A 13,261-nucleotide genomic window follows, 5' to 3' on the forward strand; every position below is an offset into this window, starting at 1 on the left:
AGGGATATTACGTGCCGTCCGTAAGCAAGACTGTTCTAGCCGCCTTCCTAGCTTCCGCGACCACGCTTTCGCCGCTGGCCGCCTCCGCGGAAAGCATCACCGGCGCGCTCGCAAAGGCCTACCAGAACAATTCCACACTGAATTCCGCCCGTGCCGGGGTGCGTGTCACCGACGAGGGCGTGGCCATCGCCAAGTCCGGCTGGCGCCCGACCATCACCGGTTCCGGCAGCATCGACTACTCGAGCAGCCATCTCAACGGCACGAACCAGAGCGTGCGGCTCACCACCGGCAATTTTGGCGTCCAGATCGACCAGACGCTGTTCGACGGCTTTCAGACCAAGAACAATGTCGCGGCCGCTGAAGCCCAGGTGAGGGCCTCGGTCGAAAGCCTGCGCAACACCGAAGAGAACATCCTGTTCAACGCGGCGAGCGCCTATATGGACGTGATTCGCGACCGCCAGGTCGCGGTGCTCACCGAACAGAACCTGCAGTTCCTGACCGAGCAGGCGCGCGCCGCGCGCTCGCGCTTCGAGGTTGGCGAGGGCACGAGAACCGACGTGGCCCAGGCTGACGCTTCGCGCTCGACGGCGGTGGCGCAGCTTAGCGCCGCCCGCGCCCAGGCGCTGGCCAGTGCTGCGACCTATCACCAGATCGTCGGCGATGAGCCCGGCAAGCTCAAGGCGGCGGCGCCGCTGGCCAAGCTGTTGCCGTCCAGCCTCGACGGCGCGATCGCGATTGCCGCCACCGAACATCCCGCCATCCTCGCGACGGAGCATCTGGTCGATGCCGCGGCATTCTCGGTGAAGTCGCAGGAAGGCGCGCTGCTGCCGCAGCTTTCCGCCAATGCCGGTGTTTCCAGCGCGTACCGCAACACTGTTCCCGGCGTAGTGAGCACGTCGGACGGCACGACGAATTCGGCCAGCATCGGCGCGACGTTGACCATCCCGATCTATTCGGGCGGTCGTACCTCGGCGCTGGTGCGCCAGAGGAAGGAATCGCTCAGCCAGGCCCGGATCGAGGTCGATGTCAGCCGCGACACCGTGCGCCAGGCGGTGACCTCGGCCTGGACGCAATACACTGCCGCGCAGCAAAGTGTCGCCGCCAACAGGCAGGTCATCGCCGCCGCGCAACTGGCGCTCAACGGCGTCATCGAGGAGCGCAATGTCGGCCAGCGCACCACGCTCGACGTGTTGAACGCGCAGAACACCGTCATCAGCGCCAAGATCAACCTTGCCAGTTCCGAGCGCGACGTGGTGGTGGCGAGCTATGCCATCCTGTCGGCGATCGGCCGGCTGTCGGTTGATCGCCTCGGCCTGCCGGTGACGAAGTACAAGCCCGAAGAGCACTACAACGCCGTCAAGGACAAGTGGTACGGGCTGCGCACGCCGGACGGCCGCTGATCGCGACCAACTGCCAGGTTCAAGAGCGCCGCGTGTCCGAGGGATGCGCGGCGCTCTTGCTTTGAGCGACTGTCCGTTGGCGCGGCGGTCGCTCCGGCCAGAAACGCTTCCCATCGGGCTTGCGCCGCCTAATCTGTTGAAATCCAACATCTCCCCAGATTGGGGATTCTCGGACGGCGATCCGTCGGTTACCCTGACGCCATGATTCGAATCCGGCTTTGCCGGAGCGGAAATCTGGAATGAGTCACAAGGGCGGCGGATGTGACAATGGCGACGGCAAGCAGCGCGCAGCGCGAACCCTCCATGGAAGAGATACTGGCTTCCATCCGGAGGATCATTGAGGACAGCGACACCGGCCGCAAGCAGCCGGGGGACGCGAACGAATTGCGCCAGGATCTCCAGCCCGCGCCGGCCGCCGGGCCGGCAAATGACGTGGATGCCTTCCGCGCCGAGCTCAATGCGGAGGTCCGCAAGCCCGTCTCCCTGGCTGAGGTGCAGGCACAACTGGCGACGGAGCCGGCCGCCACCCGCATGGAAGCGCCGCCGCGCGAGGATGCGCCACCGGCGGTCACGGCGAAGGCGCCGGTAACGCTGGCGGAGGTGAGCGCCAGGATCGCCGCCGAGTCCGCCCCGGCTCAGCCGGCGGGATTTGCGGAAACCAGCGACACGATCGTCGCCGACTGGCAGCGCGAGATCGCAGCCGTCGGTGAAACGGCGAAGGCCGGTACGGCGAGGCCGGAAAGGGTCGAGCCGCGCGCCCCGGATGTCGTGCCGGACGTTGCGATTGCCGAAGAAGAGCTGGCGGACGAGGCCTCCTACGAACCGGCCATCCCGCGTGTCGCGGCGGCGCCGCAGTCCGTGGCGGAGGCGCCACCCGCCCGTACGGCGATCCTTTCCGAGCATGTCGGCCGCCAGGTCGCCGCCGCCTTTGGCGAGCTCTCCGATGCCTTCGCCAGCCGCAGCAAGAAGACCTTTGACGAGATGGCCGAGGACATGCTGCGGCCGATGCTGCAGGACTGGCTGGACAACAATCTGCCGACGCTGGTCGAGCGCCTGGTGCGCGAGGAAATCGAGCGAGTGGCGCGCGGCGCGCAATAGGTTCGTCGATCAGATTCGATAAAATGAAAGCGCCGCCTTCGGGCGGCGCTTTTTTGTTGGCACGCCTTCCAATGGCCGCTTGGCCGAGGACCATCGGGGTTGCGTCGGATCGACTCACCGCTATTTATTGGGTTCCGTCGCTGCAATCTGCCCGCGGTTGACTTGCCACCTGCCTTCCGATTTACACCGGACGCATAAATTCCCGACAATCCGGACTGCTTTCCATGCTCGAAAAAAACTACGACGCCAAGGCCGTCGAGCCGAAGATCGCCAAAATCTGGGAAGAGGCCGATGCCTTCCGCGCCGGCGCCGGCGCGGAGGAGGGGGCTGAAGCCTTCACCATCGTCATCCCGCCGCCGAACGTCACCGGCTCGCTGCATATGGGCCATGCGCTCAACAACACGCTGCAGGACATACTGGTCCGCTTCGAGCGCATGCGCGGCAAGAACGTGCTTTGGCAGCCCGGCATGGACCATGCCGGCATCGCCACGCAGATGGTGGTCGAGCGCCAGCTGATGGAAAAACAGATCCACCGCCGCGACCTTACGCGCGAGGACTTCATCGAGAAGGTCTGGGAGTGGAAGGCCGAATCCGGCGGCGCCATCTTCAATCAGCTGAAACGGCTCGGCGCCTCGGCAGACTGGAGCAGAGAACGCTTCACCATGGACGAAGGCCTGTCCAGGGCGGTGCTGGAAGTGTTCGTGACGCTCTACAAGGAAGGGCTGATCTACAAGGACAAGCGCCTTGTGAACTGGGACCCGAAGCTGTTGACCGCGATCTCCGACCTGGAGGTCGAGCAGCACGAGGTCAACGGCAATCTCTGGCATTTCCGCTATCCGGTCGAGGGCGTGACGTTCAACCCGGAAGACCCCAAGACGTTCATCACGGTCGCGACGACGCGCCCGGAAACCATGCTTGGCGACACGGCAGTGGCGGTGCACCCGGACGACGAGCGCTTCCGGCACCTGGTTGGCAAGAACGTCATCCTGCCGATCGTCGGCCGCCGGATCCCGGTGGTGGCGGACGAATACTCCGATCCGGAAAAAGGCTCGGGCGCGGTCAAGATCACGCCTGCGCACGACTTCAACGACTTCGAGGTCGGCAAGCGCCACAAATTGCCGGCGATCAACATCCTCACCGTCGCCGCGGCGATCAGCCTCAAGGACAATGAGGATTTCCTCGCCGGCCTAGAAGTGACGCCGGAGCGCCAGGCCGTCTGGGACGAGCTCAACGGCCTCGACCGTTTCGCCGCGCGCAAGAAGATCGTCGACCTGATGGATGCCGGCGACTTCCTCGACAAGATCGAGCCGCATCGCCACACCGTGCCGCATGGCGACCGCGGCGGCGTGCCGATCGAGCCGTTCCTGACTGACCAATGGTATGTCAACGCGGCCGGACTGGCCAAGCCGGCGATCGCCTCGGTGCGCGAAGGCCGTACCAACTTCGTGCCGAAGAACTGGGAAAAGACCTATTACGACTGGATGGAGAACATCCAGCCCTGGTGCATCTCGCGCCAGCTGTGGTGGGGACACCAGATCCCGGCGTGGTACGGGCCCGATGGGCGCGTCTTTGTCGAGAAGACCGAGGAAGAGGCGCTTGCCGCGGCAATCGAGTATTACTTGGCGTTGGAAGGGCCGTGGAAGGCCTGGGTCGAGGACAAGCTCGAGAATTTCAAGCCGGGCGAGATCCTGACCCGCGACGAAGACGTGCTCGACACCTGGTTCTCCTCCGCGCTCTGGCCGTTCTCGACGCTGGGCTGGCCGGACCAGACGCCTGAGCTCAAGACCTACTACCAGACCGACGTGCTGGTCACCGGCTTCGACATCATCTTCTTCTGGGTCGCCCGCATGATGATGATGGGCCTGCATTTCATGGATGAGGAGCCGTTCCACACGGTCTATGTCCATGCGCTGGTGCGCGACAAGAACGGGCAGAAGATGTCGAAGTCGAAAGGCAACGTCATCGATCCGCTCGAGCTTATCGACGAGTATGGCGCCGACGCGCTGCGCTTCACGCTTGCCGTGATGGCCGCGCAGGGGCGCGACGTGAAGCTCGATCCGGCGCGTATCGCCGGTTACCGCAATTTTGGCACCAAGCTCTGGAACGCGACGCGCTTCGCCGAGATGAACGAGGTGGCGCGCAATGACGATTTCTGGCTGAACGACGCCAAGCTCGCGGTCAACCGCTGGATCCTGACCGAGCTGACGCGGGCGGCGCGCGAGATCACCGACGGCATCACCTCATACCGCTTCAACGAGGCGGCGGGTGCGGCCTACCGCTTCGTCTGGAACCTGTTCTGCGACTGGTACCTGGAACTCTTGAAGCCGGTGTTCATGGGCTCTGACGAGGCCGCCAAGGCCGAGAGCCGGGCCTGCGTCGCCTTCGTGCTCGACGAGATCTACAAACTCTTGCATCCGATGATGCCGTTCATGACCGAGGAACTGTGGACGCAGACAGCCGGCGAGGGCAAGGAGCGCGCTTCGCTGCTTTGCCACGCCGCCTGGCCGTCGCCCGACTTCGAGGACGCCGACGCGGCTGCCGACATCAACTGGCTGGTCGACCTCGTCTCCGGTATCCGCTCGGTGCGCTCGGAAATGAACGTGCCGCCGGCGGCGATCGCGCCGCTGATGGTGATCGGCGCCAACAAGCTTACGCAGGAAAGGCTCGAGCGCCATGCCTCGGCCATCAAGCGGCTGGCGCGTGTCGGCGACATCGCGCTGGCCGACGCGCCGCCGAAGGGCTCGGCGCAGATCGTGCTCAACGAGGCGACGGTGTGCCTGCCGCTCGGCAGCCTGATCGACCTCACGGCGGAAGCGGCGCGGCTGCAGAAGGAACTGGCCAAGGTGACCGAGGAGATCGCCCGCCTGCACAAGAAGCTGTCGAACGAGAAGTTCGTCGCCAACGCGCCGGAAGAGGTGGTCGAGGCAGAGCGCGAAAAACTCGCCGAATATCGCGAGGCGCAAGAGAAGCTTTCAGTGGCGTTGACGCGGGTTCGCGACGCCGGCTGAGGCCGAGATTCGCCTCCGCCTGGAGGCGGCTTTCCGGCACGTCAATTGCGTCGAAAACAGCCATGCCGTTGCGTTAATTTTGACGTAAACGGAAAGTTTTGGCCCTATTGTTGCCATAATGTAACAATGGGGCCAAATAGCCCCGAAAGGGCTTGTTTTTGAGCTGTTTGTGACAGGTTTTGCGGAGTTTTCCCGCCGAAGTTGCCCCTGTAAAGCCATTTTTCGGCCTCGCGGCGGGCTGGTCGTTTTACCGAAAAGGCAGCCGGCCAAGGTGTACGTGTACGCCCCATGAATTCATTGTTGCGCCGTTAACCCGAATTGGTTCTAGCTTGATGCACCAGTATTTCGGGGAGGAATTCATGAACAATCTGCGGCTCAAGGCACTGCTGGGGGCAGGGTGCTTTTCGTTGGCTTTGATTGGATCGGCTATGCATCCGGCGCGTGCGGGCGGCCTGGAGCGTGGTGGCTACGACATCGATCTGCTGTTCGATCCGTCGCCGTTCGCCACAGAGGCCGAAGCGACCTATGTGATGCCCGACCGCAAATATAAGAATGCGCGCGGTCCGGGCGGGGCCGACCTCGGCCTGGGCACCACGGCCGATGGAGCGGAGCCTTACTGGGTCCCGCGCATCGGAGCCAAGGTCCAGGTTGTGCAAGGCGTCGACTGCATGGTCGACTATTCGCAACCTTGGGGCGCACATGTAGCACCCGGCATGTGGAACGGCGCGATCTCCAATATCGAAACCGATATCAAGAGCGACAACTACGCGGCCACCTGTTCCTATAAGATGGATGCCGGAAAAGGCCAGCTCCGTTTCATTGGCGGCGTCTTCTATCAGGAAGTGTACGGCTTCAAGGAAGGTCTGGTGTCGCTGTTCCCTATAGCGACCGGCCGTGTCGATCTGTCGAGCAGCGGTTGGGGCTGGCGAGCCGGGCTCGCGTACGAAATTCCAGATATCGCGTTGCGCGCTAGCCTTGTCTACAACTCGCAAGTCAAGCTTGACAACATCTCCGGCTCGCTGACGACGCCTGTAGGTTCTACGGCGATCTATGCCCCATCAGAGTCAATGCCGGACTCGCTGGAACTGAAATTGCAGTCGGGCATAGCGCCCGGTTGGCTGGCTTTCGGTTCGATCAAGTGGGTCAACTGGAGCGTGCTGCAGAGTGTTCCGATTTGCCCGACTTTTGCTCCAGCTGCACTTTGCTTCACGAACGGCCCGGGACAAGTGACCTCACTTGACCTGATGTATCGTGATGGCTGGACGGTGACGGCTGGCATCGGCCACAAGTTCAACGATGAGTGGGCCGCGGCCGGTCAGCTTTCCTGGGATCGCGGCACTTCGCATGGCTACGGCTCGCAGACCGATACCTGGACATTGGGCGGCGGCGTCGCCTACACGCCGAAGCCGAACATCGAGGTTCGTCTGGCCGGCGCGATCGGCGTCATGACCAGCGGCCATTCGGGCACGCTGGTCGGCGAGAACGGCTATGTGGCGGGCACCGATGCCAGCTACGACTTCGGCAACGATCTGGTCACGGCGATCTCGGGTGGCATCAAGATCAAGTTCTAAGTATCTGAAAATTCGACTAAAAGGCCGGGCAATGCCCCGGCCTTTTTCGTTTGCCTGGGCAGTGGCCGACGAGGCCCGTAACCGCCTGCGTTGCATATAGGCCGCACAATTGCCGCCCCTCGCGATTGTGACGTTTTGGCAACACTTTATGAACAAGCCCCGCGCTACAGTCCCGGCCAGGGACATTGCCCATTTCCCGCCATAAACCCGGCGCACCTCGAATTGTCTCGGGACACGCGCCAGAAGGCTCGGCGATGGGACAGGCCGCACCGCCCGCGGCAAGGACGAGTATGGACGCCAGAGTTATCTCCAAGGCCAAGCTGCCAAGCCGCCACGTGACCGTGGGGCCGTCGCGCGCGCCGCATCGCTCGTACCTCTACGCGATGGGGCTGTCGGCGGCCGAGATCGCGCAGCCTTTGGTCGGTGTCGCCAGCTGCTGGAACGAAGCGGCGCCCTGCAACATCTCGCTGATGCGCCAGGCGCAGGTGGTGAAGAAGGGCGTGGCTGCCGCCAACGGCACGCCGCGCGAATTTTGCACCATCACCGTCACCGACGGCATCGCCATGGGCCACCAGGGGATGAAGTCGTCGCTGGTGTCGCGCGAGGTGATCGCCGATTCCGTCGAGCTCACCATGCGCGGCCATTGCTACGACGCGCTGGTCGGGCTCGCGGGCTGCGACAAGTCGTTGCCCGGCATGATGATGGCCATGGTCCGCCTCAACGTGCCGTCGGTCTTCATCTATGGCGGTTCGATCCTGCCGGGCAGCTATCGCGGCCGGCAGATCACCGTGCAGGACGTGTTCGAGGCGGTCGGCCAGCATTCGGTTGGTACGATCAGCGATGCCGAGCTGCTCGAGATCGAGCAGTCCGCCTGTCCCTCGGCCGGCTCCTGCGGCGCCCAGTTCACCGCCAACACCATGGCCACCGTCGCCGAGGCGATGGGGCTGGCGTTGCCCTATTCCTGCGGCGCACCGGCGCCCTACGAGATGCGCGACCGCTTCAATTTCGCCTCCGGCGAAAAGGTCATGGAGCTGATCGCCAAAAACATCCGGCCGCGCGACATCGTCACGCTGAAGTCGCTGGAGAACGCGGCGACCGTGGTGTCGGCCACCGGCGGCTCGACCAATGCGGCGCTGCACCTGCCGGCCATCGCGCATGAGGCCGGGATCAAGTTCGACCTCTTCGACGTCGCCGCGATCTTCGAGAAGACGCCCTACATCGCCGATCTCAAGCCCGGCGGCAAATATGTCGCCAAGGACATGTTCGAGGCCGGCGGCATTCCGCTGCTGATGAAGACGCTGCTCGACCATGGCTACCTGCATGGCGATTGCATGACCGTGACCGGCCGTACTTTGGCCGAAAACATGCAGCATGTTGCCTGGAATGACAGCCAGGATGTGGTCCGTCCCGCCAACCGGCCAATCACCAAGACAGGCGGTGTCGTGGGCCTGAAGGGCAACCTTGCCCCCGAAGGCGCGATCGTGAAGGTCGCGGGCATGTCGGAACTGAAATTCTCGGGTCCGGCGCGTTGCTTCGATTCGGAAGAGGAGTGCTTCGAAGCGGTCACGCAGCGCAACTACAAGGAAGGCGAGGTTCTCGTCATCCGCTACGAAGGGCCGCGCGGTGGTCCGGGCATGCGGGAGATGCTGTCGACGACGGCGGCTCTCTACGGCCAGGGCATGGGCGGCAAGGTGGCGCTGATCACCGACGGACGGTTCTCGGGCGCGACGCGCGGCTTCTGCATCGGCCATGTCGGGCCGGAGGCGGCCGTTGGCGGTCCGATCGGGCTCATCAAGGACGGCGACGTGATCTCGATTGATGCGGTCAACGGCACGATCGAGGTGGCGCTGTCCGACGCCGAACTGGCGGCAAGGGCAAAGACATGGAAGGCGCGCACGACCGACTACCAGTCTGGCGCGATCTGGAAATATGCACAGACGGTAGGGCCTGCCCGCGACGGCGCGGTCACCCATCCCGGCGGTGCGAAAGAAACACATTGCTATGCGGATATCTGAGTTGTTGAGGTCGTCTGTCCTTCCGGCACTGGTCGCTGTTGCGATCTTTGACGCCGTAGGCCAGGCCATGGCCTTCGACGACAAGGTGTTCGACGACAAGACCGGCGTGAAGCCGCAGTCCAGCCCGTGGGCGGTGTTCCAGTTCGGCTTTTCCGCCTACAAGAACGGCCACAAGGACCAGGCGGTCGAGGCCTATAAATACGCCGCCGAGAACGGCCAGATCGGCGCTACCTGGAAGCTCGCGCGCATGTATGCCGAAGGCGACGGCGTGGCGCGCGACGACTATGCGGCCTTCAAGTTCTTCTCGGAGATCGTCGACCAGGACGTCGAGCCCGGATCGCCGGAGGAGAGCTATGTCTCCGACGCGCTGGTGGCGCTCGGCGATTACCTGCGCAAGGGCATACCCGGCAGCCCGGTCACCGAGAACGAGGTCGCGGCGCAGGAATACTACATGCGCGCGGCCGCCAATTACCGCAATCCGAACGCCCAGTTCGAGATCGGGCAGATGTTCCTGAAGGGCGAGGGCGGCGTCAAGGCAAGCGTCAAGCAGGCCGGGCGCTGGCTGCAGCTGGCAGCTGAGAAGGGCCATGCCGGCGCGCAGGCGACGCTCGGCAATCTCCTGTTCCAGAGCGGCAAGGTGGTGCGCGGCCTAGCCATGATGACGGCAGCACTCGAACGCGCCGCACCGGCCGACCAGCCGTGGATCCGCAGCATGCAGGAAGAGGCTTTTGCCGCTGCCGGCGAGGCCGACCGCCGCACGGCGATTTCGCTGGCCGACGATATCCTCACCAAGGGCAACAACGGCGACCAGTAGGCCGCACCGCTGCCACGTTACTCCAGAAAATCAGTTCTCGGTCGGTTCCGTCGGCACCATGTTTGGCGCGGGCGTCGAGATCGGCGTGGTCGTGACCGGCGGGGTCTTGCCCGGGCAGTCGTCGTGGATCTTCGTCCAGGAGGTGTTGTTGAGCACCATCTCGCAGCGGGCGAGGTGGCTCTCGCCGGCAATGGTCAGGCAGGCGACCTGGCCGACCTGGAAGGACTTACCGTTGGCCAGGCATTCCTGCGCGGCCAGAACTGGCGTGGCAATCGCCGTCGCAAGCGCCGCGATTGCCATCGCAAGCGTGGCTGTTGCCATCGCAAGCCCGCAGGTAATTGGGCAAACAGAAAATCCGACGGTCATGGAACCCCCGGCCACCATGATATCCGTGCATCAAACGCCGGATTTGTGGCGATAAGAGGTCCGTTTGAGGGGGCGAGCCGGTCAGGCCGGCTGCAGCGCCAGCTCTATCGCCACCGGCACGTGGTCGGAGGGCTTTTCCCAGGCGCGGACATGCTTTTCGACCGAGGCCGCGGAAAAGCGGTTGGCGGCTTCCGGCGACAAAAGCAGATGGTCGATGCGGATGCCGTTGTTCTTCTGCCAGGCGCCGGCCTGATAGTCCCAGAACGTATAGACATCGGAAGAATCGGTGACGGCGCGCACCGCTTCGGTGAAGCCGAGGTTCTTCAGCCGGCGGAAGGCCTGCCGGGTCTGCGGCTGGAACAGCGCATCGCCCAGCCAGTTCTCCGGGAACCTCGCATCGACGGCTTCGGGGATGACATTGTAGTCGCCGGCCAGCACCAGCGCCTCCTCGAGCCGGAGCCGTTCTTGCGCCCACTTCTCAAGCCGCGCCATCCAGGACAGCTTGTAGGAAAACTTCTTCTCGTCATCGATCGGGTTGCCGTTCGGCAGATAGAGCGAGGCGACACGCAGCGCACCCTTGTCGGTCGAGAACACGCCTTCGATGAAGCGCGCCTGCTCGTCCTCGTCATCGCCGGGCAGGCCTCTGATGACCTCATCGAAGCGCAGCTTCGACAGGATGGCGACGCCGTTGAAGCCCTTCTGGCCATGGGTCTCGACATTGTAGCCGAGCGCTTCGACTTCAGCGCGCGGGAACTGCTCGTCGACGGACTTGATCTCCTGCAGGCAGACGATGTCCGGCGCGCTTTCAGTCAGCCAGTGGGTGAGGTTGCCGATGCGGGCGCGAACGCCGTTGATGTTCCAGGTGACGATTTTCATGAGCTGCCCTTAGGAATCTTCGGACGGAAGGCGTTCGACGAGGCCGATCGTATTGCCTGCCGGGTCCTTTAGAAAGGCCATCCATTCGCTTTCCCCTGCCGGGCCGAATTGGCCTTCGGTGTCGCGATGGACGAGCGCCGGCGGTGCAGTGAAGGGAATGCCCAGGGCCTTCGCTCGCGCATGGAAGGCTTCGAGGCCGACAATGTCGAGATAGACGGTGCCCGCCGGTATGCCGTCGGTGAAGAACAGGCGCACGGCGCCGGCCATGATGAAGGCGATGCCAGGCGGATCATAGCGCGCATGCACGCCCATGCCGAGAACGTCACGCCAGAAGGCCAGCGTCGTGTCGAGATCGCGCCCGGCCGAGAGCGCGACCTGACGGACCGCGCCGACGCCAGGCATCGGATTTCAGCTAGACTGAGAAGCTGGTGCCGCAGCCGCAAGAGGCCACGGCATTGGGGTTCCTGATCTGGAACGACTGGCCCATCAGGTCGTCGACGAAGTCGATCACGGAGCCGCCCATATAGACCAGCGACAGGTCGTCGATCAGGACGGTGGCGCCGTCCTTCTCGATGGAGACGTCGTCGTCGTTGCGCGTGTCGACCAGATCGAACTTGTAGGAAAAGCCGGAGCAGCCGCCGCCCTCGACCGAGACGCGCAGCGCCGTCTTGCCCGGCTCGCCGGAAACGATCGTGGCGATCCTTCTCGCGGCGGCGTCGGTCATTTCGACCTTCATGGCAGTCTTGGCATCGGCGCCCATGGCGTCACCTTGCTTTCGGTTTCATATGATAGGTATGAAGCGGGCGGGGCCAAGTCAACTGGTGGGTAATGGTAGAGCGGCAGGATGCTCTCGGCGACATAGGGTTCGGCTACCGGCCGCGCGCCGCCTATGCCAGCGATCCCTCGCATTCGCGCGGCCGATTGTTCGAGGAAGCGGAAAGCCCGACCCGCACGCCCTTCCAGCGCGATCGCGACCGCATCATCCACTCGACCGCCTTTCGCCGCCTGAAGCACAAGACACAGGTGTTCGTCGCCCATGAAGGCGATCACTATCGCACAAGGCTGACGCATTCGATCGAGGTGGCGCAGATCGCCCGCGCCTTGGCGCGGGCGCTGCGCGGCGACGAGGATCTGGCCGAAGCGGTGGCGCTGGTGCACGATTTCGGCCACACGCCCTTCGGCCATACCGGCGAGGACGCGCTGAACGAGAAGATGGCCGCCTGGGGCGGCTTCGACCACAACGCGCAGTCGCTGCGCGTGGTGACGCGGCTGGAGCGGCGCTATGCCGAGTTCGACGGGCTGAACCTCACCTGGGAGACGCTGGAGGGGCTGGTCAAGCACAATGGGCCGCTGACCGATGCGAAAGGGCAGGGATTGAAGGGCCCGGTGCCGCAGGCGATCGGCGACTATTCGCAATTGCACGATCTCGAACTCGACCGGTTCGCCGGCATCGAGGCGCAATGCGCGGCGATCGCCGACGACATCGCCTACAACACCCATGACATCGATGACGGATTGCGCTCGGGCTTCCTGACGCTCGACATGCTGGAGGACGTCACCTTGCCGGGCTCGATCCTGGCCGGCGTGCGGGCGCGCTACCCGGCGCTCGATCGGGTGCGCACTGGCCACGAGCTGATGCGCCGCCAGATCACCATGATGGTCGAGGATGTGATTGCCTCCACCCACGCCAACCTCGAGCGCCTGAAGCCCGGGAGCGCCGATGCGGTGCGGGCAGCGGGCGAGACGATGGTGACCTTCTCCGCCGGCATGGCCGCGGCCGAGAAGGAATTGAAGGCCTTTCTCTACAAGCACCTCTATCGGCACAGCGAGGTGATGCGGGTGCGCGCCGATGCCGAGCGGATTGTGCGCGACCTGTTCGACGTCTATTTCGCCGATCCGCGCGCCATGCCGGACGGCTGGCGTGAAGGGCTGGACAGAGCGCAGGATCGCACCAAGGCGCGCGCCGTGGCGGATTTCCTGGCAGGCATGACCGATACCTATGCGCTGAAGGAACACCGGCGCTTGTTTGACCACACGCCCGATTTAAGCTAGGGCGAGCGCGATTTTGCCGGCCAAGGAGCCGGTCCCCCGCATAGCCGCCAGAGCCAGACCC

11 protein-coding genes are annotated in these 13,261 nt (G+C 64.1%); 7 read left to right on the forward strand and 4 right to left on the reverse strand.

All coding sequences use genetic code 11. The features are described from left to right. Positions 1 to 11 precede the first annotated feature (11 nt). The 6 genes from JG743_RS15250 (at position 12) to JG743_RS15275 (ending at position 9,906) form a co-directional block, all read left to right on the forward strand. Positions 12 to 1,400 (forward strand): TolC family outer membrane protein, encoded by a 1,389-nt coding sequence (locus JG743_RS15250; protein ID WP_202301909.1) that lies wholly within the window; start codon positions 12 to 14, stop codon positions 1,398 to 1,400. A 267-nt stretch (positions 1,401 to 1,667) separates the two neighbouring features. Continuing rightward, positions 1,668 to 2,498 (forward strand): PopZ family protein, encoded by an 831-nt coding sequence (locus JG743_RS15255; protein ID WP_202301911.1) that lies wholly within the window; start codon positions 1,668 to 1,670, stop codon positions 2,496 to 2,498. A gap of 224 nt (positions 2,499 to 2,722) precedes the next feature. Then, complete coding sequence (locus JG743_RS15260; RefSeq protein ID WP_202301920.1) at positions 2,723 to 5,506, forward strand: valine--tRNA ligase; 2,784 nt, start codon at positions 2,723 to 2,725, stop codon at positions 5,504 to 5,506. Positions 5,507 to 5,865: 359 nt separating this feature from the next. Next, positions 5,866 to 7,077 (forward strand): OmpP1/FadL family transporter, encoded by a 1,212-nt coding sequence (locus tag JG743_RS15265; RefSeq protein WP_202301922.1) that lies wholly within the window; start codon positions 5,866 to 5,868, stop codon positions 7,075 to 7,077. Positions 7,078 to 7,367: 290 nt separating this feature from the next. Then, a complete protein-coding gene (ilvD, locus tag JG743_RS15270; protein WP_202301924.1) occupies positions 7,368 to 9,092 on the forward strand; it encodes a dihydroxy-acid dehydratase in 1,725 nt (574 codons plus the stop codon). Further along, a complete protein-coding gene (locus tag JG743_RS15275; RefSeq protein WP_202301926.1) occupies positions 9,079 to 9,906 on the forward strand; it encodes a tetratricopeptide repeat protein in 828 nt (275 codons plus the stop codon). The genes ilvD and JG743_RS15275 overlap by 14 nt, the downstream gene beginning before the upstream one ends. Positions 9,907 to 9,936: 30 nt before the next feature. Here JG743_RS15275 and JG743_RS15280 read toward each other — a convergent pair whose 3' ends face one another. The 4 genes from JG743_RS15280 to erpA form a co-directional block, all read right to left on the reverse strand. After that, on the reverse strand, positions 9,937 to 10,290 hold the full coding sequence (locus JG743_RS15280; RefSeq protein ID WP_202301928.1) for a hypothetical protein: 354 nt from the start codon (positions 10,288 to 10,290) through the stop codon (positions 9,937 to 9,939). A gap of 63 nt (positions 10,291 to 10,353) precedes the next feature. Beyond that, on the reverse strand, positions 10,354 to 11,148 hold the full coding sequence (xth, locus tag JG743_RS15285) for an exodeoxyribonuclease III (RefSeq protein ID WP_202301930.1): 795 nt from the start codon (positions 11,146 to 11,148) through the stop codon (positions 10,354 to 10,356). A 9-nt stretch (positions 11,149 to 11,157) separates the two neighbouring features. Beyond that, positions 11,158 to 11,550 carry a VOC family protein gene (locus tag JG743_RS15290; RefSeq protein ID WP_202301932.1) on the reverse strand — a complete coding sequence of 131 codons (393 nt, stop codon included), beginning with the start codon at positions 11,548 to 11,550 and terminating at the stop codon, positions 11,158 to 11,160. A gap of 10 nt (positions 11,551 to 11,560) precedes the next feature. Continuing rightward, positions 11,561 to 11,908 (reverse strand): iron-sulfur cluster insertion protein ErpA, encoded by a 348-nt coding sequence (gene erpA / locus JG743_RS15295; protein ID WP_202301934.1) that lies wholly within the window; start codon positions 11,906 to 11,908, stop codon positions 11,561 to 11,563. Between the two features lie 68 nt (positions 11,909 to 11,976). Here erpA and JG743_RS15300 point away from each other — a divergent pair, with 68 nt between their 5' ends. Then, the gene (locus tag JG743_RS15300) at positions 11,977 to 13,200 is read left to right on the forward strand and encodes a deoxyguanosinetriphosphate triphosphohydrolase (RefSeq protein WP_202301936.1); all 1,224 of its coding nucleotides are present in this window, start codon (positions 11,977 to 11,979) and stop codon (positions 13,198 to 13,200) included. Positions 13,201 to 13,261: the final 61 nt, after the last annotated feature.

It is taken from the genome of Mesorhizobium sp. 131-2-1, from assembly GCF_016756535.1.
Classification (GTDB): Bacteria; Pseudomonadota; Alphaproteobacteria; order Rhizobiales; family Rhizobiaceae; genus Mesorhizobium.

Excerpts from the sequence above, each read along its gene's own strand:
- JG743_RS15255 (WP_202301911.1), top strand. The coding sequence starts at position 1,668 with ATGGCGACGGCAAGCAGCGCGCAGCGCGAACCCTCCATGGAAGAGATA.
- JG743_RS15260 (WP_202301920.1), top strand. The coding sequence starts at position 2,723 with ATGCTCGAAAAAAACTACGACGCCAAGGCCGTCGAGCCGAAGATCGCC.
- JG743_RS15265 (WP_202301922.1), top strand. The coding sequence starts at position 5,866 with ATGAACAATCTGCGGCTCAAGGCACTGCTGGGGGCAGGGTGCTTTTCG.
- ilvD (WP_202301924.1), top strand. The coding sequence starts at position 7,368 with ATGGACGCCAGAGTTATCTCCAAGGCCAAGCTGCCAAGCCGCCACGTG.
- JG743_RS15275 (WP_202301926.1), top strand. The coding sequence starts at position 9,079 with ATGCGGATATCTGAGTTGTTGAGGTCGTCTGTCCTTCCGGCACTGGTC.
- JG743_RS15280 (WP_202301928.1), bottom strand. The coding sequence starts at position 10,290 with ATGGTGGCCGGGGGTTCCATGACCGTCGGATTTTCTGTTTGCCCAATT.
- xth (WP_202301930.1), bottom strand. The coding sequence starts at position 11,148 with ATGAAAATCGTCACCTGGAACATCAACGGCGTTCGCGCCCGCATCGGC.
- JG743_RS15290 (WP_202301932.1), bottom strand. The coding sequence starts at position 11,550 with ATGCCTGGCGTCGGCGCGGTCCGTCAGGTCGCGCTCTCGGCCGGGCGC.
- erpA (WP_202301934.1), bottom strand. The coding sequence starts at position 11,908 with ATGGGCGCCGATGCCAAGACTGCCATGAAGGTCGAAATGACCGACGCC.
- JG743_RS15300 (WP_202301936.1), top strand. The coding sequence starts at position 11,977 with ATGGTAGAGCGGCAGGATGCTCTCGGCGACATAGGGTTCGGCTACCGG.